Source organism: Candidatus Nanopelagicus limnes, from assembly GCF_002287885.2.
Classification (GTDB): Bacteria; Actinomycetota; Actinomycetes; order Nanopelagicales; family Nanopelagicaceae; genus Nanopelagicus; species Nanopelagicus limnae.
The window spans coordinates 96,412-115,247 of sequence record NZ_CP016768.2 but is presented as its reverse complement, the minus strand read 5'-3'; the positions used below and the strand labels follow the sequence as shown (position 1 = coordinate 115,247).

Genomic DNA, 18,836 nt, shown 5'->3' with positions numbered 1-18,836 from the left:
TAAATTATGGTGATACTTTTCTTGAAAAATACAGTATTTATCACTTACTGATTTCTAAGTATTTTGAACTTCTCTTGATTCTTATCTTTACCAAGCGCCCAGTCATATACATCTAGAGTTTTTCTAGCAGTCATCTCCCAACCAAAGTGGCTGGCATGTTCAACTGCGCCCATTGATAAGAGCAATCTTCTTTGTGGTTCTGCGATTAATCTTGAGATAACAGCAGACCAAGCCTTTGGATCATGGCCATCAACTAAAGAGCCTGAGATTCCATCTGAGACTGCTGTTCGAAGTCCACCAATAGCAGTTGCAACAACTGGAGTGCCACAAGCTTGGGCTTCAAGTGCTACTAAACCAAATGATTCAGAGTAACTTGGCACGCAAACTAAATCACCTGCGCGATACCAATCAGGAAGAACTGTCCGTGAAACTGGATCTATAAAATGTGTAACATCTTCAACCTTTAAAAATTTTGCTAATGACTTAAGATTTTCTAACTCATTAACGCCACTGCCAGAAGCTCCACCCATAATTACCACTGCAAGTTTTGCGCGAAGATATGGTGAGTGAGCAACCATTTCAGCTGCAGCTTTTATCAATACATCAGGACCCTTATGAGGTTGGATTCGACCAACAAATGTAACCAGAATGGCGTCCGGTGCAATATTTAATCGCTCACGTGCTGCCCCTTTGCCGTCCGCTGGTGAAAAACTCTGTAGATCAACACCAGGGGCAACAACAAATACTCGATCAGGGCAGGCGTCATAGAGTGAAACTAAAGATGCAGCTTCAGCATCTGTGTTTGCAATTAAACCCGTTGCAGCCTTTACAACCTGCTCTTCACCAATTGCTCTAATTTGTGGCTCTGGTTTTTCACCATCGGCTAAATTTAAATTCTTTACCTTTGCAGTTGTGTGCATGGTGTGGATTAATGGAGTACCGGTTGCCTCACTAACCACCCAACCTAATTGTCCTGAGATCCAGTAATGAGAGTGAAGCAGTGAGTAATAATCTTTAGGTAATTGTTTTTGGTAATTCATAAAAGCACTAGTTAGCGCTCCTAATTGGCTGGGCAATTCCTCTTTAGATAAACCTTCAAAAGGTCCTGCAACTAGATGCTTAACATTTACCCCATCTGCAATCTCAATACTCTCTGGCAGATTTGGTTTATTTGCTCTTGTAAAAATATCTACGCTAACTCCGGCTTGGGCCATCTTCTTAGCAGTTTCCACCACATAAACATTCATGCCACCGGCATCCCCCGTGCCTGCTTGATCAAGGGGTGAGGTGTGAACCATCAAGGTAGCAATCTTTGAAGTTCGTGGGGATTTCATATGATCAATTCTAACTTAAGTTAAGTGATTTAAATATTGGCAATTACCTCACCAATTACGCTGCTTCCCCCATAAATCTTCACACTCTCATCTGGCATCTCAATGCCCCAACGTTTCAAGATTTCCGTAATGATTGGAGCAACTGGTCGCCAAGAGCCATCAATTATCTTTATTGCAATCACTCTGCCATCACTTAACGCACACACCTGCACACCCTCAGCACCCTCCTTCATAAATAATCCAGGAACAGCTCGCATCATCCGAGTTGTTAATCGGCCGTCCCCTGCAACTAACTCTGGGTATTTTGTGCAGGCCAAAACTATTTGCTGATAAGACTCTTCTTTAGATTTAACTAAATTTGAAATAGCTTTTGCTAATCCGATTAATGAGATTGCAAATAATGGCGCTCCGCAGCCATCAACACTTGTTGCACTCACCTTTTCACCAGATAGATCTTCAATCTCATTTTTAATTGCCACCTGCAATGGGTGTTTTAGATCTAAGTAGGTATTCATATCCCAGCCATTTTGCTGGCAGGTAATAAGCATTCCAGCATGTTTGCCACTGCAATTTTGGGCTAACTGGCTTGGCGCTTTATCCCCCCAAGAGATTTTTTCTTTTTCACCTAATGGTTTATCAACAGCATTTTTAAGTTGTGATGTTGAAAGTCCTCGGGCTGTGAGCATTTTGGTAACTAAATCAATATGTGATTGAGAGCCAGAGTGGCTGGCGCAAATGATTGCTAACTCATTTTCTTCCACCTCAAGCCCTGCCTTAAGCATTCCAGCTGCTTGTAAGGACTTGATGGCACTTCGTGGATAGATCGGTAACTCAGGTGAGCCTTTTGATAAATAAGTTGATCCATCTGCATTTAAAACTATTAAATGCCCTAAGTGGAGGGACTCAACTAAATCACCACGTGTTACCTTTGCTAAAACCTCGCCAGTAAATTTCTCGTTAATTTTCAGATTGTCTTTCAAGTGAGGACCAAAGATGTGCTTGCAATGTTTGTCCTTGTGCTGCCATGTCATAGGAGGTGAACAATTCACCCTCTACTAATCCATATAACCTAGAACCAGCAGTAACTATTTTTGCAGAAGGAGATGAGTAACCCTGATCCATCTCAAGTTGAATCTTGGCGCCCTTAACAACACCAACCCAACCTTCAGCAATGCCAGTGTTATGAGCAAGTAATACTTCAAGCACATTGTTTTCTTTAACCCGCCAAAAACCAACCTCAGAAGCAGCTGGTCTAATGATTTCATCATTTTCATCAATGATCCAAGAACGTGAGAAGTAGTTTAAGAAAGCCCTGCCATCATGATTAAATGAAACCTCTTGGGCAAATTGAAAGCCTGGCACATTTGGATACTCACCACGTCCTTTTCCACGCCATGTACCAATCAACCAAGCAAGTGGCATTAAATCTGGATGTAGATTTTCTGGGATCGTAAATGCCATTATTTTTTATCCACCTTTAAAGTTTTCTTAAGCCCAGTTACACCCTTATAAATTAATAAGATTGAAAAGGTCAGGCTTACTGCAATTAATAAAATTGTGGTCAAAATTTCCATTAGGTAAGCCTAAACCCTTACCGAAGTGCTAACTCCTCTTGTGAGGCGCTAACTCCCTCACAGATTAAGGTGGCATCTCCTGGCACATTCCGCTTTATTACAGCTAATGCAATTGGTCCTAACTCATAGTGGCGGGCAACTGTGGCTATAAAGCCAACCTCTTTATCCTCCAAATAAACCTTTGCGCCATGCTCTGGCATCGCAACCATTGAGCCATCTAAATGCAGCCTTACTAACTTTCTTGGCGGCTGTCCTAAGTTAAAAACCTTTGCCACAGTCTCTTGGCCTCTGTAGCAACCCTTATTCATATGTACTGCCTTGTTTATAAAACCTAACTCATTTGGAATTGATTTATGATCTGTTTCAAATAACAATCTAGCTCTACCTTGCGATACACGCTCTGCCTCCAGCGCCCACATGCCAACTTGAGAATAAGACTTACTAAAAGCATCCGTTGTTTCTTTTAACTCAACCCTTGGGACAAGTGCGTATGGACCACCTAGTAGATCTGATTTACCTGGAGCGCGTAACACTGCGTAATCATTTGATTGATCTTTAACTTCCACCTCTAACATAAATTTCATCTTGTTTAAGTAATCTAAAATCTCCTGTGTTCGTGAATTTTCGGTGTGTAACCAAGTGGTATTTCCATCGTCAACTAGAAATAGCTGATCAATTACATGTCCTTGTACATCAAGAATTAATGCTTCAACCCATTTGCCAGCCTCTAACTTTTCAAGGTGTTGGGTAGTTAATGCATGCAGCCAGGTAAGGCGATCTTTGCCTGAGATTGAAATTATTCCCCGGTGTGATAAATCGGCCCAAGCATTTCCTGCTACTAATGCTTTTTGCTCCTGATTTGGCTCACCAGAGTGCCAAATAGCACCTTTATCTGGACCTGACTCAACTAATACGGCGGTCATTACTTACCTGGTTTATTTGCGCACTTACTACATAATCCATAAACAGCAAAGTGTGTTACATCTGTCTTAAATCCGTAATCATCCGCCAAGGTATTAACAAAGTTAGCTGCAGTTTCAATTGGGGCATCCCCAATCCCTTCACACTCTGAACAGACTAAGTGAAGGTGGGTTAACTCTTCGGCTGCGTGATAGGTCGCACCACCATGACCTAAATGGGTGTGGAGCACTAAACCAACATTTTCTAATGTTTCAAGGTTTCGATAAACAGTTGAAAGATTAATCCCAGGATGGGTTGCGCGTACTTTTTCTGCTACTTCTTCCGGTGTGGCATGGCCAAGCTGTCTAACCGCTTGCAGCACTAACTCACGTTGTGGAGTTAAGCGAAGCCCTTTTTCCCGCAGCTCATTTGGTTTAGCCATGGGATAAGTCTAACTGGCTATTTAGCACCACCTAATTTCTTGAAGTTATGCGAGATTTAGCACGCAAAAGGATTAAGTAGAACTGGCAACCTAAGCAAAAACCAAAGGCAGCATTTAAGAAGGCAGCTCCTAGTGCAAAACTAGTTGCAATTAAAAAGACCGGTGTGTTTCCAGTTAAGCCACCAAGGAGTGCGGTTGCAGCAAATAGTGCGCCAACTAATTGGGCAAATCTTGGGGCTGCCTCATTCTCACTAGGTACTGGTCCTGAAAGCCGTGGTTGAATCAAATTACGATAGATAAAACCATAGACGGACCTGCGAAGTCCAAATAAAACGGCTGATAAAAAGACTGCAAATTGAAATCCAATAATTAAATTAGATTCTGTTACCAACGCAGCTGATAGAACTACAGTTGTAATTGCTGCGGTATATCTTGGACCTCTGGCATCGATTAAACGCTCAGGCTTTGCTTGAGTTGTATTTGACACTTTCTTTTCTCCTTTGTTAGATAAATAAAATTAATTTTGTAAAGCTAAAAAAATTAAATATTTATCCAACACATCCAACCTTTTGCGCGGGCAAAATCAATTACGCGCCGCTTTGTGAAGTAAACAGGTTGTATGAAGAACATAATGAGAATTTTACGATATTTACTAAATTACTTCTTGCAAAGCATTTGCACAAAAGCCTTAGATAGCTTTGATCGCCTTGATAAGTTGATCACGTTTTGGCGCACCCTTTGCCCTGGCGATCTCAAACCCCTTGCTATCTAAAAATATGGTGGTTGGAGTGGAGCGAATATCAATTCTTCTAACCAAATCAAGATTGGATTCAGCATCAACTTCAACATAAGTGATGTCCTTAGAATCCTTAACCACATCTTTAACAATTGCTTTTGCAGTTCGGCACTCAGAGCAGAAGGTGGTAGAAAATTGCAGGATGGTAAGACGGCTGCCATATTTGCCAGCGAACTCACCCTCTGAAATTTTCAACCTTGATCCCTTTTTAATAACACCCTTTTTAGCGCGCAGAGTTAGCCCAATTACTGAGGTTATGGAGATAAGTAAAAGAAGTGGCAGCAAACTTTCCATAGCGGTATTCTTGCACTCTTATGGCACGTCTACTTCTTCTGACAAACTCAAGCGGTGCTAGCGCTGATGTAATGCCCGCTCTTGGCTTGTTGCAGCATGATGTGAAGATCTTGCCAATTGAGGCCTCAGTTTTAGTTGAACCACCAGTAGTTGATTGCTTACTAATTGATGCCCGACGTGATCTGCCAGCTGCGAAATCATTTACCAAGTTAATTACCTCAACTGGGGTGGATGTTCCGATTATGGTGATCACTACAGAAGGTGGCCTATCTGCAATAAATGCGGATTGGGGCATTGATGATGTAATTCTTGATACCGCAGGTCCTGCTGAGGTGGACGCTCGAATTCGGATTGTGATTGGCCAATCTGCGATTGCGCAATTAGCAAGTAATCCATCCTCTGGTGAGATTAGAAGTGGTGAGGTAATAATTGATGAGTCCTCATACACCGCCAAGATAAAGGGTCGAGTCCTTGATCTAACCTTTAAAGAGTTTGAATTACTTAAGTACTTAGCCCAACACCCAGGCAGAGTCTTTACAAGATCTCAATTACTGCAAGAGATCTGGGGATATGACTACTTTGGTGGAACTAGAACTGTTGATGTTCATATCAGACGCCTTCGTTCAAAATTAGGTCCAGAGTTTGAGGCAATTATTGGCACAGTGCGTAATGTTGGCTATCGCTTTTCAGTACAAAATAATCAAACAACAGCTGATATTAATTAATAACCCTTGCAACACTTAAATCACCTATCTAAATCACAACAAGAAAGTGTTTTGGCTTTAATAAATGCTGCCCATGATTTTGATGGAACTCCACCTATTGCAGAGCATGTATTACTTCACCTTCGCCATGGTGGTGATAAATCAGATTCACACATAGTTTTTGAAAATGGCAATCAAGTAATTGCATACGCCCACCTTGATACAACTGATCTAGTGGCAGGTCCAAGTGTCGAAGCAGTGGTGCATCCAAACCATAGAGGCAAAGGGTTGGGATCTTTGATATTGAATGAGGCAATAAAAGTATGTGGTGATAAAACTCGAATCTGGTCTCATGGTGATCTACCCGCTGCAAAAGCTATTGCTTCATCTTTAAAACTTGAACGGCTTTGGTCAAATCTTTTAATGAGTAAATCACTTGGTCAAATACAATCAGTCACTTCTAAATACCCAATCCGCACATTCATTCCAGATCTTGATAATCAAGCTTTCTTATCGCTTAACAATAAAGTCTTCGCTAATTACCCAGATCAAGGTGGGTGGAGTGAGGATGATTTAAGAGTAAGACTTAATGAAGCTTGGTTTGAAAAAGAAGGATTTTTTATAGCGGAGGATAAGGGTGAGTTAATTGGATTTTGTTGGACCAAAATTCATGGCGCCCACACTCATTCACACAGTGATCAGGATGATGATCATGGTCATGACGCGCTCGGTGAGATCTATGTTTTAGCGGTTAATCCAGATTACAAAGAGCAAGGTATGGGACGGGATTTAACAATTACCGGCCTTAATTACTTAAAGTATCAAGGGCTAAACAACGTGATGTTATATGTTGGAGTTGAAAATAAACCAGCCTTTAATCTTTATAAATCACTTGGCTTTAATGAGTTTGGCAGTGATGTTATGTATCGGGTTAAAAGTTAAGTTATAAATCTTCACTGAATGCAATTAAGCACTCAATATAGGAATCGCCTTGGATTCCTAAGTTTTGGGCATCAGGCGGTGCTGTCACAGGTTCAATACAAATACCATCTTCATCCTGGCTATAAACCATCCAGTAAGGCGTATCGCACTCCATTGTTAACCTGGCAGCTCCTGGCCAAATGATCTCAGGAACTCCTTTAATCTCCATAAATGTGTCATCCCATGGTGGTTGGGTTGGCGTGATGATGTCACCTGTTGGTAGGTAATCATCACCTCTTTTAAACATCTTATTAGCTGCAAATAAAAGCTCAGCTGAATCTCCTTTACCAATCTCACGGGCAAACCATGGATGAAAACCTAAAGTTACCGGCAGATCACAACCATTTGCTTCGTAATCAAGTGACCAGCGAATTGCGTTGTCTAAGATCTCATAACTTTGGGTAACAGTCGCACCGTTAAAAGGTGATGGTAGTTCTAAGAATTGCCGGCCACCGCCAATATCCTCCCAAGAAGATTGCGCGCCATATCCAATTAAGGCGTGCGGTGGATCAAAGTTATTTGGTAATTGATGCTTATTACCCTTTGAATCTTTAATAATTCCATCTTTAATTCTTCCGGCAAAGGGGGCCATAGAAAACCAACCCCAAGTTAAATCCTGTCCACGAAAGGGAACTGCAAACTGCATATCTCGCCACTGCACAGATGCAAGACGTGCTCCTTGATCTAAATCAATTGCTATTGAGATTTGATCCCCATCAATATTTAACACTTACTCAATCTCCTTTAATGTTGGTGGATTAGCACCACTTCTAGAAACAGTTATTGCAGCAGCCTTTGCAGCCCGTTTAAGCATCATTTCTAACCTCATCCCACTCAAAGGATCCAGACCATCTTTCACAATTGCCTCAACCAAAATAGCACCCACTGTGTCACCCGCACCCACTGTGTCAGCAACTACAACCTTTACAGTATCAACAATTACCTTTTCACCTACTCGATACCCTGCTAATCCTTTATCACCGTATGTAACCACAATCAGTGATGGCCCCTTTGCAAGCCAATTCTTAACAACCTGATCAATTTCAAGTGAAGGATAAAGCCACCTTATATCTTCATCACTTACCTTCACAGCTGATGAAATAAATACCCATCGCTCCACTTGCTTCACATACAGATTGCGATCACTCATTACAGCAGGCCGAATATTTGGATCAAAAACAATTGGTGCAATCTTTGCTACAGATTGTGCCCATTCAAGTAATACAGAGGCCCCTGGCTCAATTGCTGTGGCAAGGGTTCCGATATGAAGAAGTGATGGCTGCTCAGTTTGAGGATTTGGTAGCCAACCTAGAGTGAAATCAAAGGTGGCAGTGTTTTCAATAACAAACTCATAGGTGGCTGATCCTGAATTGTTAAGTGAAACTATTGCTAAACATGTTGGCTTATCTGAATACTTTACGTAATCAAGTTTTACACCTGACGCAACCAACTCATCTTTTGCCATCTGACCATAATCATCGGTTGAAACTCCATCAATAAACTGCGTATCGATACCAATCTTTGAAAGTGCTTTTGCTGTGTTGGCTGGCCCCCCACCGACAATTGGTGTTCGATCTGAACCATCTGGAATAAAATCAATTAATACCTCACCTGCCACCCAAACTTGACTCATTAAAGCTCTTCACCTTTTCGGGCTAAAAACTCTGTTAATACTTCAACAGCAAATAAATGGTCTTCAACTTGAGGTAATCCGCTTACAATCAAAATCCCTTTAAAACCTTCATCTGTGATTAAGGGAAGTGCCCCGCCATGAATTGCATGGGTTTCATCTTGCACGTTATTTTCTTTATGCCAATCGACTCCACGCTCCTCAGCAGAAACTCTTTCATACATAGTTGAATGTTGCTTTAACTTAACCACGGCAACCTTGCGATTTATCCACCAGTCATTTTCAGGTTTTGAGCCATGTAGGGATGCGTGGAAAACAATCCAATCACCAATTCGCACCTGAATCGCTATAGGGACTTTTCTTTGATTACCTAAAGTAGTTGCGATCTCGCCAATTTCAACTGCATCTGAATTTGTAAGTGAGGGTAGCTTTAAGATTTGCTCTTCTTCTAATAATTGCTTGCTGCTAAAGCCGCCAGTTGTCATATCCGTTAGCCTATTAGAGTTATTACTTGGAGTTAAAGGCAGCGATATCTTTAATAATTTGATCAAGATTGATTTCAGGTGACCAGCCTAAAACTTTCTTAATCTTTGATATATCAGGTACTCGCCTTTGCATATCCTCAAAACCTTCAGGGTATGCCTTCTCATAAGCAATCTTTGCAATAGTAGAGGATGATCCAGTAAGTTCAATTACTTTCTGTGCTAGCTCCATAATCGTGATCTGCTGGTTGTTTCCAATATTAAAAACTTGACCCACAGTTTTATCTGAATCCATCACTAAAAGCAGGGCTCTAACTGCATCATCTACATGGCAAAAACATCTGATTTGTTCACCACTGCCATAGACAGAAAGAGGCTCATTCTTTAGAGCTGAGCTTACAAACCTTGGTACCACCATTCCGTAATGGCCAATCTGACGAGGACCAACTGTATTAAAGAACCTAACAATACGAATTGGAAGTTTATTCTCTAAGTAATAAAAATATGCAAGGCTTTCATCCACAGCTTTTGCTTCACTATATGACCACCGTGACTTTAGTGGGTGACCAATAATTCGATCATCCTCTTCACTTAACGGCACCTTGTCATTTTTTCCATAGATCTCACTTGTTGAGGCAATTAAAACTGGTTTTCTATATTTATCACATGCCTCAAGCACAACCTCACTACCTTGAAGATTTGTTTTAAGACTCTCTAAAGGCTTATTAACAATATTAAATACACCAAGTACAGCCGCTAAGTGCACAACATAATCACTTTCTGACACTAATTTATCAATTGCTGCTTTATCTAGAATATTTCCTTGCTCAAACTTAATCCCCTCTTTGATTGCAGAGAGATTACGTGCTGAGCCTGTTGAGAGATTATCAAATACAACTACCTGATCACCTCTAGCAATCAATTTTTCAACAAGGTGGGAGCCTATAAATCCTGCTCCTCCTGTAATTAAATACTTCACTAAATAGATCCTCGTGTATTAAGTATTGGCACATTTCCAAGCTTTAATAAATCAAGGTAATCATGGGGGGTCGCAATGATTGCTAGATCGAAATCACTACTGAGCGCAACAGATTCCTCACCATTCCATACTTTTACTAAATCATCATGCCAAGATACTTGCGCCCCTTTTTGTTTTAATCCGGTAATCAAGGACTCCACAGGGCTCTCCCTTACATCAGCCACATTTGGTTTATATGAAACTCCAACGACTAAAACTTTCTTATTCTTAAGCCCGCTAATTTTTTCTTCAGCTCTACCAACAAAATACCCCGGCATCTCTTGGTTTATTTGGTCCGCTAAATCTATTAATCTAGTGGGAGCACCAATTGATTTAGCCGCATGTGCTAAGTAGAGTGGATCTACGGGTATGCAGTGACCACCAACGCCAACACCTGGGTAGAAGGGCATAAACCCATACGGCTTAGTAGCTGCAGCTGAAATTACCTCAGTAATGTCGATTCCCATTTTCTGGCAAAAGATTGCTAACTCATTAATAAATGAGATATTTACTAACCTAAATGTGTTCTCAAGTAACTTTGCAGTCTCAGCAATTTCTAAAGATGAACAAATGATTATTGATTCAATAAACTTCTCGTAAAACTCCTCTGCTCTCTTAGTAGCATTATCCGTAAGGCCGGCCACTAATTTTGGTGTATTCCTAATACCCCACTTTTTATTTGTTGGATCGATTCGCTCAGGGGAGTAAGCAATTTCAAATTCACCAAGTTTTAAGCCAGACTCCTTTAACATAATTGGTAGAAGAATATTTCGGCAAGTACCAGGCTCAATTGTTGATTCTACAATTACTAAGGTTTCGGCTTTTAGATTTCTTCCAACAGTAGTGGTAGCACTGATTAGCGCCTCTAGATCTGGTTTATTGTCATTGGTAATTGGCGTAGGAACGCAAATCAATACAATCTCCGATTGATTAATCGTCTTTGGATTTGTAGTTGGCTCGTAGTTCTTTGATTTTAAGTTTCTCAGTACAGCCTCATCGTTTAAGTCTTCAATAAGACTTATACCACGACTAAGTAATGTAATTCTTTCCTGATTTAAATCTAATCCAAACACTTTAAATCCAGCATCAGCAGCAGCAATTGCTAAAGGTAGTCCTACATAGCCTTGCCCTACAACAGTGATTTGCATTGAGATATTAAGGTGCTAATTCTTTTTTAGCTTGTTGAGAAATAGGATTAGAAGCCGCAAAGGATAAAATCTTCTCTAATATCGTTTGAGACTGAATCAGGTTTCCTTGCTGCTTGTAATATATGCCTAGCGCGAGATAGTTAGTTGCGCCCCAAGGATCTAATCTTACTATTTTTTCCCTATAGGCAATTGCTTTAGGTAGGTTTCCTAGTTGCTCGTTGACGATGGCTAATAGACTTAATGCTGTTATATTTCTAGGATCTTTGAGGGATATCTTTTCAATTTCTGATAATCCTTCATTTATAAATCCACTTTCAACAAGATTTATAGATGCAAATAAACTATAAGTAGGGTCAATAAGTGGCGTATCAATAACCCTAAACTGTAAATCTCTATAGTAGGAACGTGAATTAGCATCTTGTAAATTTACTTTAACGCTTGACCTATATGAATTGGTTTCACCACTGTAAAGATTACTCAACAAAATTATTGACATTAACGCTAATGCACCTGAAATTGAATTCTGCAAAACTTTTTTGTTGCTAATACTCAATTGCGAAAAAACTTCTTTCTGATTGCTATAATCAATTTTCGATATTGATAAGCCAACAATTGCACCCCCAAGAATCCATCCCCAAATTGAAATTCCTATATTGTCAATTGACACCAAAGATTGTGCATGAAAAGCCACCCAAGCTGAAAAAAGTGAGGCCATGTGCATTTTATCAGAGCCGTTGAAACTCTTAATCCCTTTTATGGCTCGTTGCAACACATAAATATTCAACAGAATATATGTAATTCCAACAAAAATTCCGCCAGTTGCAAAAAATTGTATAAATGTATTATGAGCATTTGTGCTGGTAATCTCAAAACCATAGGTAAGAGGGTAACTAGAATCTCGGAACTCTTTAAAGTAAGCACCGTATCTATCAACACCGACACCAAAAAAAGGATGAGCCAACCACATATCGATTCCAGCTTTCCAGTAATGACCTCGTATACTGACGGATGGTTTGTACAAATATTTTTCAAACGGCCCAACTTGTAAAATTCCTAATACAGAGATAAGTACAGTTATTCCTCCTATAACAGTTGCTACAGTGCCGAGCAATCTGCTTTTTGACCACATAAATATAGTTAGAAAAATTCCAACTCCTAAACCAAAAGAAATAAGTCCTTGACGCGCATTGGATTTATAAATTAAAAACAATAGGAGTAATGCAAGTAAAGCTGGAAATAATCTATATATAAACTTTTGCTCAATTATAAATGTTGAAGTAAAAATCATAACTCCCATTATTGCCATGACTGCGGCGGCAAAGTTAGGGTTTCCTAAAGTACCAATTATTGAATTGTATGGGTTGACCCAATTCACAAAGTCATTGCCTGTGGTCTGCAATAGTGCATAAAAGGCCGATATAGAAGCAATTACGTATGTGACTTGGAAGAGACTCTTAACGTTAAAATCTCGAAAAAACATGGCAGTCACTAGCATTATTACCGATAATGCAAAATACTGGAGAAATCCATTTCGGCGTTGAGTTTCGCCAAAAAAAGCAAAATATAAATTATCTGTTAAAAAAGAAGCAACTAATAGACAGATGATAAAAAGAATAATCACCACAGTTAAACGCTGGATCTCTAGATTCGCGAAAATTACACTTCTAAAGCTTATGAGATAGCCTGAAATCCAGGATGCAAGGACAATTAATATCCATAATTTTGGTGAATTAAAGGGATCTGCGAGTGTGGATTGGAAAAAAAGCGTAACAAAAACTAAGGATATTAGTATCCACCTTAGGGGAGATTTAGCTATATTTTCAAAATGTGATGTGTTGGTCTTCATGCTATTAGCCTACCGAAATAAACGGGCCCAACTTCCTTTTCTGGAAACTGGGCCCGTTTATTTACTCTTGGTTTAGGCGGAAATTAAGCCTTTACCTTCTTTTGAATCTTAAGCACCAAATTAGTTAAAGTGGTGATAAGAGTCTTAAGAGATGCAACAGTGGTTGCTAATGCAGTTACTGCTGCTAATGCAGCTGCTCCTGAATCAGTAACGGTTGCAGTTGCAGTAACGGCTACTTGTCCAGCAAGTGGTAGTGAAGTACCACCGGTTGCTGAAATTGTAACTGATCCACCAGCTGCTGGCATGAACACTGTGTATACCAGAGATCCAGCCTTAGCTCCAGTTGTTGATGAGGCATTACCAGCTGTTGTTACTGATACAGCTGTAAGGCTATCAACTGGCTGTCCTGCAGGATATGTAACAGCTCCATTAACCGAGATTCCACCGGCAGCAAACAAATTAGCCCATGTGCTTGAGGCAATTTCCTTGCCTGCAGAATCAAGAGGAGTTACATAGATTCGTGCGCGCTCATTTGGTGCATAAGATGCTTTATCAAATGATAGCTTCACAGTAGAAGCTGCGTTTGCGTTTACAACAACAGAAACTTCATTAGAAGTTGCAGTTGCTAGCGCTACAGTGGCAGCATCAATGATCTTGAACTTAGCTGTTCCAGCAGAAACTCCTGAAATAGTGCACTCATGGCGTGCATCATCTGCATCCCAAGTACACAAGCTAGGTGTAACTGATCCAGCAATTAATGCATCAGCTGCTGAAGAAGCATAAATATATGCAGCTCCTGACCATGCAATTCCGCTGGCATCGACTGCTGTAACCCTAACTGCATCAGAATTTGTTCCAACCTTAAGGAGTGGAGTGGCAACTGTTGCTGTCATTGTCTTTGCAGCTACTGCATAGAATGACATTGTTTTGGTTCCGAAAGCCACGCTTGGTGTCGAAATGGTAAATGTTGCAACACCTGTTGTGCCGTCTGCATAGATTGGGTAACTTTCACCTGAATCGTTGTTGTACTTAAGCACAACACTTCGTCCACGGTTTGAAGCACCATCGCCAACTTGGCCAATATTAGTGGTCACAGTTACTGACTCTCTAGCTGCTCCGCCAGCACTTGCATTCTTTAAGTAGACATACAAGTAACCAACTGCAGTGTTAGAAGCTGTTGCAACAGATGACAAACTTTCATCTTCTTCAGTTGCAGCAGTATCGTTAATATAAACTCTAGAGTTTACTGCACTAGCCACTTTACTTGCTGCAGCTAAAGCAGCAACCACAATACTTACATCTGTTGTCTGTGTTGAAACTGCATATGTAGCAGTTGCAGCGAGATAACTAATTGACTGAACGGTTACAGTGTAAGTGTAAGTTCCAGCTATTGTCGTTCCAGTTCCAGACTCAAGTTGCAAGAAGAACTTAGTACCAATATAGCCTGCTGCTCCGCCTGCCATTGTGTAAACAGCAGAAGCAATAGTCTCTGAGTCGGTTGCATAGGAAGCACCCGCAAGAGTTAATGAAGTACCCATTTTTGTGGTGTCATCGATATCAGTTCTCGCGTAACCACTTGCAGTGTTTGTTTCAACAATACCAAGAAGTGCAACTCGAGTTGCTCCAGTTGGAATTGACTTTGCAACAGCGGAAACTGTTACAGAATCACCAGCTCCAACCAATGCAACTACATCAACAGTTGCAGCAGTTCTGGTATCTGAGGTTCCACCAGTAGTACCTGTCTGAATTGTTGAAGTTCCATTTACTGCTGTAATAGTTACAGCAGAAACCGCTGCTTGCGAAGGAACTGAGCTAAGTACGCCCATTCCTAACGCTGCAACAGCAACAAGCGCTATGCGCTTGAAGTTTGTCTTTGTAGACATTTGTTTCCTTTCGTTAGTCGTTACCAGGAATTTCCTAGTAGCGGCTTCGAGATGAGTCGCACGTGCTGACGCATCTCTTTCCCCCCGCAATATCCGGATTGCAGGAGAAACCTGTTTTTTAGGTGTCATTTATTTGACCCCCTTGGCGCCAATATTGATCGCCTGGGCAAGGATTGAGCTCTTGCTAGAGTTCAAAATTATACGGGTATTTATCTCATTTGGAATCGCATCGACATCTAACCCGCCAGTAGTAGCCACAAATAGCGCTGAATCCACCGTTGAATCTATATATATGGTGGCTGTTAGAAGATAATTTCCGTTAGAAAGGCGGGTAATTGTTGCGGCAGAGCCAGTTTGGGTCAGCGGAAACCATGAGCCAGCAACAGTCACAGAAGGGCTTGCGAAGTATGAAGTACCTGCACCATCAACTGTAATTGTTTGGGAAACCAAGATATTTAACACTGATTCACCCTGGGATTGTGCATATGAAACAAGCACATAACCATCAGGGTTAGTAATTGTTGATTGAGATGAAACAGAAAGTGATCCAACATTTCCAGTCGCATCAGAAACTGTAAACCCTGTTGGTAGTCCATCCTTAGAAAGACCAGCAAATAATGACTTCGATGTGCGGAAGTTAATCGCAGAATTATCTTCAATAATCTTTTGATTTGAAAGATCTAAGTTTGTTTCTGTAGGAGATGGAGTCGATGATTGAGTCGAAACTGGTGCCTCTTGAGTTAGAGTTGAAACGACCAAACCATTATTAAACTCACTTCCAGTTACAGAGTTAAACCCAAGGAATGCGACCATCACGATAAGTAATGAAAGTGCAACCTTTGATGATTTCTTAGCGAGCTCTGCTGCCTTCTTATATGTACCAGAAATAGAATCAAGAGCAGTAGCGCCGGTTTTCTCATCAACGACCCACTCGGTAAGAACACGAATAAATGATGCGCGGGCACGTTGAACAACATGGCGAACATTTTTCTCACTTGTTCCAATTGCAGCTGCAATCTCTTTAGTGGTACGGCCTTCAACTTCCCACATAACAAGGGCTGTGCGTTGAGTTTCTGAAAGTCGAGATAGTGCTTCTCGAATTATTGATGCATCCTCTGCTGCGGCAAGTGTTGCATCCATTGGAATGTGATTCTCTGCTGCGATCTCAGCAAGGCGTTCTTGGGATGTATCTGAATCAAGGGCAACTAAGTTGGGGCGAGATCCAGTTGCACGGATTACGTTTAGGCATAGATTGTTAACTGTGGTGCGCAGATATGCCATGGCACGATCTGCGGTATCTAGCTCTGGGGCTGCCAAGATAAATTTAAGGAAGGCATCTTGGACTACCTCTGCTGCATCAGCATCGCTTCGAAGAATTCGGCGGGCTTGAGCGATAAGTGATGAGCGGTTTTGGGTATAAAGAGCGGATAAATCAGAAACAGACCACGCAGCAACTGTTGCTGGGGCCTGAGCCTTATTGCGAAGTGACACTTTGATTTCCCGCTTTCGATGAGCCAACGTCTTGACCCCTCTACCTAGTAAGACACTAAAAGTAGGTAAATGTTGCCTTTGCTACCTACCTAAACTAGAGCGAAATCCTGGGAGTCTGCTGGGGCTAAATGTCCAGTGGTTAAGGCTGCTATCTGTGGGCCCTGTCGGGATCGAACCGACGACCCACGGATTAAAAGTCCGTTGCTCTACCGACTGAGCTAAAGGCCCCAAAATTGCTGCAAATAAAGAGTCTAACTAGGCGAAAGTCTAATGCCTATTTTTCCGCTGCCTTACCGAGCCTGTCTCGAATTGCTAATGCAAGACCACCTCCAGGTGGTTGAATCACCATAATTTTGTTTAATTCTTTTTTATCCCCATCCCTTAGAGCGGAGTAAATCTCTGCGGCAAACTGTTCAATAGTTGTTGGTGCCGCAAGTCTGACTGCACCTTTAGGCGTGGAAATTTCTGCCAATGCGATAAAACCTTCTCCCGGCCCTGCCATTAAGTCAAGAAAAACTCTGGCTTTTGGTGAGTAATGAGAATCAAGTAACCCAGGAGATTTCAAAGAATTTTTGAAACTCTCATTACTTGGTTCTAAACCTGTGCAATCAATGATTTGTTCTGGGGTTAACCAGCCAGGGCGAATAACCCTAGGAAATTCATTAGTACAATCAATAATTGTTGACTCAACGCCTATTAGACAATTACCGTCATCTAGGATTAAATCAGTTGAGTTTAAATCTGATCCAAGCTCTTCGTGTACCGCCGAAGCGGAAGTAGGGGAAACCGCACCAAATTTATTAGCGCTGGGTGCTGCCACTCCATGCCCTCCAAGTTGTTCAAATTGCTTGAGTAATGAAAGTGCAACTTGTTGATTTGGAACCCTAATTGCCACACTGTCTTGTGCTCCAGTAATAAAATCCTGTGCTAACTCACTTCTTTTGACTATCAAAGTCATGGGCCCTGGCCAAAATTTCTCACCTAGTTCAAGTGCGTACTCTGGAACTTCCACCGCCCATTTTGATAAGAGATTTACTGAGGAAATGTGAACAATTAATGGGTGAGTAGTTGGTCTATTCTTGACCTTATACAACCTACTTACCGCTGTTTCATTAGTGGCATCGACGCCCAAGCCGTAAACGGTCTCCGTTGGGAAAGCGACTAAATTTCCATCTATTAATGCCATAGCTGCTTTATGGATTACCTCTTGGCCGCAGTTAGAAGTAATTTTCATGCATAAATCTTCCCATTTAATTAGTTTTGATAAGCACTCTTTGCCCGATACCCTTCTCCTTCTGGTCCCCATCGTCTAGTGGCCTAGGACGTCGCCCTTTCACGGCGTTAACACGGGTTCAAATCCCGTTGGGGACGCGTCGAAGTTGAGTTAAATTCTCAGCTTTGAAAGTAAGGCCCAGTAGCGCAGTTGGTTAGCGCGCCGCCCTGTCACGGCGGAGGTCGCGGGTTCAAGTCCCGTCTGGGTCGCAAGTGCTTAACTGCACTTTGATTGGCTGAGTAGCTCAGTTGGTATGAGCGAACGACTGAAAATCGTTAGGTCGCCGGTTCGATCCCGGCCTCAGCCACCATTTAAAGAATCAAAAAGTTAGGAATTGATGAATCTAAAACTAGTGAAAGATAAGTACTTCAATTATTCGATGCTTCGATGGAGTCTTGTTGGCATTACGACTACTGCAATAGATTATTTGTTGTTTATTTTGCTATATGGAATAACACATTCTGTTTATATCTCAAACTTTTTATCAGCAACAGTAGCAACTACTCTCAACTATCTCTCACATTACAAATGGACTTTTAAAAGTCAGGAAAAATACTCAAAATCTGGCATGAAGTATCTTCTTAATCTTATTTTTTGGTGGATAATTTCTACCTCAATTATCAATTTTTTAGTCGCATCAGGAATTGATCCAAGAATTGCAAAATTAGCACCTGTAATTGTTATTGTTCCAATAAATTATTTTGTACTAAACCATTTAATTTTTAAAGGTAAATTTATTAAAAATTAAATAAACAATGAATTTACACTCGAAATACCGCTATACTGATTTACCTGACTCAGAAAATCTCGTAAAATGTGCTAAAGTTTTACTAATCTATGGCAAAATTAAATATATACAATAACACTATTAATAAAAATTCGAATAGAACTGAAATTTGTAACATTTATATAGTTGGGTTTTTCCTTGTATTCGGTACTTTGTGTTGATTAAAAGCAATACTTTCGATTATTACAGTAACCAATTATGCAAATGAATTAAAAAATATAAGTTAAAAGAATGAATCAATCTTAATAGTGGT

19 protein-coding genes and 4 tRNA genes are annotated in these 18,836 nt (G+C 40.8%); 6 read left to right on the top strand and 17 right to left on the bottom strand.

Annotation, left to right across the window (positions count from 1 at the left end; genetic code table 11):
* Nucleotides 1-44: 44 nt before the first annotated feature.
* The 7 genes from mshA to B1s21122_RS00600 all read right to left on the bottom strand — a co-directional run bounded on the left by mshA (nucleotide 45) and on the right by B1s21122_RS00600 (nucleotide 5,340).
* Nucleotides 45-1,334: a D-inositol-3-phosphate glycosyltransferase gene (gene mshA, locus B1s21122_RS00630; protein WP_095681128.1), complete on the bottom strand. Its 1,290-nt coding sequence runs from the start codon at nucleotides 1,332-1,334 to the stop codon at nucleotides 45-47.
* 29 nt (nucleotides 1,335-1,363) lie between these two features.
* Complete coding sequence (locus B1s21122_RS00625; RefSeq protein ID WP_095681129.1) at nucleotides 1,364-2,314, bottom strand: asparaginase; 951 nt, start codon at nucleotides 2,312-2,314, stop codon at nucleotides 1,364-1,366.
* Nucleotides 2,292-2,795: a heme-binding beta-barrel domain-containing protein gene (locus B1s21122_RS00620; RefSeq protein ID WP_095681130.1), complete on the bottom strand. Its 504-nt coding sequence runs from the start codon at nucleotides 2,793-2,795 to the stop codon at nucleotides 2,292-2,294. The genes B1s21122_RS00625 and B1s21122_RS00620 overlap by 23 nt, the downstream gene beginning before the upstream one ends.
* Before the next feature lie 130 nt (nucleotides 2,796-2,925).
* Nucleotides 2,926-3,831 carry a CAF17-like 4Fe-4S cluster assembly/insertion protein YgfZ gene (gene ygfZ, locus B1s21122_RS00615; RefSeq protein ID WP_095681131.1) on the bottom strand — a complete coding sequence of 302 codons (906 nt, stop codon included), beginning with the start codon at nucleotides 3,829-3,831 and terminating at the stop codon, nucleotides 2,926-2,928.
* Nucleotides 3,831-4,250 (bottom strand): Fur family transcriptional regulator, encoded by a 420-nt coding sequence (locus B1s21122_RS00610; protein WP_095681132.1) that lies wholly within the window; start codon nucleotides 4,248-4,250, stop codon nucleotides 3,831-3,833. The genes ygfZ and B1s21122_RS00610 overlap by 1 nt, the downstream gene beginning before the upstream one ends.
* Nucleotides 4,251-4,281: 31 nt before the next feature.
* Nucleotides 4,282-4,737, bottom strand: a complete 456-nt coding sequence (locus B1s21122_RS00605; RefSeq protein WP_095681133.1) for a DUF4395 domain-containing protein — start codon at nucleotides 4,735-4,737, stop codon at nucleotides 4,282-4,284.
* 201 nt (nucleotides 4,738-4,938) lie between these two features.
* Nucleotides 4,939-5,340, bottom strand: a complete 402-nt coding sequence (locus B1s21122_RS00600) for a thioredoxin family protein (protein ID WP_095681134.1) — start codon at nucleotides 5,338-5,340, stop codon at nucleotides 4,939-4,941.
* A gap of 20 nt (nucleotides 5,341-5,360) precedes the next feature.
* Here B1s21122_RS00600 and B1s21122_RS00595 point away from each other — a divergent pair, with 20 nt between their 5' ends.
* Both B1s21122_RS00595 and mshD read left to right on the top strand, forming a co-directional pair.
* The gene (locus tag B1s21122_RS00595) at nucleotides 5,361-6,065 is read left to right on the top strand and encodes a winged helix-turn-helix transcriptional regulator (RefSeq protein WP_095681135.1); all 705 of its coding nucleotides are present in this window, start codon (nucleotides 5,361-5,363) and stop codon (nucleotides 6,063-6,065) included.
* A 6-nt stretch (nucleotides 6,066-6,071) separates the two neighbouring features.
* Nucleotides 6,072-6,986 carry a mycothiol synthase gene (gene mshD / locus B1s21122_RS00590; protein ID WP_095681136.1) on the top strand — a complete coding sequence of 305 codons (915 nt, stop codon included), beginning with the start codon at nucleotides 6,072-6,074 and terminating at the stop codon, nucleotides 6,984-6,986.
* A 1-nt stretch (nucleotide 6,987) separates the two neighbouring features.
* Here the strand turns inward: mshD and B1s21122_RS00585 are convergent, their stop codons facing one another.
* The 10 genes from B1s21122_RS00585 to B1s21122_RS00540 form a co-directional block, all read right to left on the bottom strand.
* Nucleotides 6,988-7,755, bottom strand: a complete 768-nt coding sequence (locus tag B1s21122_RS00585; protein ID WP_095681137.1) for an aldose epimerase family protein — start codon at nucleotides 7,753-7,755, stop codon at nucleotides 6,988-6,990.
* Nucleotides 7,756-8,658: a carbohydrate kinase family protein gene (locus tag B1s21122_RS00580; protein WP_095681138.1), complete on the bottom strand. Its 903-nt coding sequence runs from the start codon at nucleotides 8,656-8,658 to the stop codon at nucleotides 7,756-7,758.
* A complete protein-coding gene (locus B1s21122_RS00575) occupies nucleotides 8,658-9,140 on the bottom strand; it encodes a heme-degrading domain-containing protein (RefSeq protein ID WP_095681139.1) in 483 nt (160 codons plus the stop codon). Before B1s21122_RS00575 ends, B1s21122_RS00580 begins: the two co-directional genes overlap by 1 nt.
* A 22-nt stretch (nucleotides 9,141-9,162) precedes the next feature.
* Nucleotides 9,163-10,116, bottom strand: coding sequence for an NAD-dependent epimerase/dehydratase family protein (locus B1s21122_RS00570; RefSeq protein ID WP_095681140.1), 954 nt, complete (start codon nucleotides 10,114-10,116; stop codon nucleotides 9,163-9,165).
* Nucleotides 10,116-11,303: a nucleotide sugar dehydrogenase gene (locus tag B1s21122_RS00565; protein WP_095681141.1), complete on the bottom strand. Its 1,188-nt coding sequence runs from the start codon at nucleotides 11,301-11,303 to the stop codon at nucleotides 10,116-10,118. Before B1s21122_RS00565 ends, B1s21122_RS00570 begins: the two co-directional genes overlap by 1 nt.
* A 7-nt stretch (nucleotides 11,304-11,310) precedes the next feature.
* A complete protein-coding gene (locus B1s21122_RS00560) occupies nucleotides 11,311-13,149 on the bottom strand; it encodes an O-antigen ligase family protein (RefSeq protein WP_095681142.1) in 1,839 nt (612 codons plus the stop codon).
* A gap of 83 nt (nucleotides 13,150-13,232) precedes the next feature.
* The gene (locus B1s21122_RS00555) at nucleotides 13,233-15,032 is read right to left on the bottom strand and encodes a hypothetical protein (RefSeq protein ID WP_095681143.1); all 1,800 of its coding nucleotides are present in this window, start codon (nucleotides 15,030-15,032) and stop codon (nucleotides 13,233-13,235) included.
* A 129-nt stretch (nucleotides 15,033-15,161) separates the two neighbouring features.
* Nucleotides 15,162-16,523 (bottom strand): RNA polymerase sigma factor, encoded by a 1,362-nt coding sequence (locus tag B1s21122_RS00550; RefSeq protein WP_190278568.1) that lies wholly within the window; start codon nucleotides 16,521-16,523, stop codon nucleotides 15,162-15,164.
* A gap of 155 nt (nucleotides 16,524-16,678) precedes the next feature.
* A tRNA-Lys gene (locus B1s21122_RS00545) sits at nucleotides 16,679-16,751 on the bottom strand.
* Between the two features lie 46 nt (nucleotides 16,752-16,797).
* Nucleotides 16,798-17,757, bottom strand: a complete 960-nt coding sequence (locus B1s21122_RS00540) for an L-threonylcarbamoyladenylate synthase (RefSeq protein WP_095681145.1) — start codon at nucleotides 17,755-17,757, stop codon at nucleotides 16,798-16,800.
* Nucleotides 17,758-17,821: 64 nt separating this feature from the next.
* On the opposite strand from B1s21122_RS00540, the gene B1s21122_RS00535 reads away from it, so the two are divergent.
* The 4 genes from B1s21122_RS00535 (at nucleotide 17,822) to B1s21122_RS00520 (ending at nucleotide 18,544) form a co-directional block, all read left to right on the top strand.
* Nucleotides 17,822-17,894 (top strand) — tRNA-Glu (locus B1s21122_RS00535).
* Nucleotides 17,895-17,931: 37 nt separating this feature from the next.
* Nucleotides 17,932-18,005 (top strand) — tRNA-Asp (locus tag B1s21122_RS00530).
* A gap of 24 nt (nucleotides 18,006-18,029) precedes the next feature.
* Nucleotides 18,030-18,106: transfer RNA gene (locus tag B1s21122_RS00525), tRNA-Phe, on the top strand.
* A 27-nt stretch (nucleotides 18,107-18,133) separates the two neighbouring features.
* Nucleotides 18,134-18,544, top strand: coding sequence for a GtrA family protein (locus B1s21122_RS00520; RefSeq protein WP_095681146.1), 411 nt, complete (start codon nucleotides 18,134-18,136; stop codon nucleotides 18,542-18,544).
* Nucleotides 18,545-18,836 lie beyond the last annotated feature (292 nt).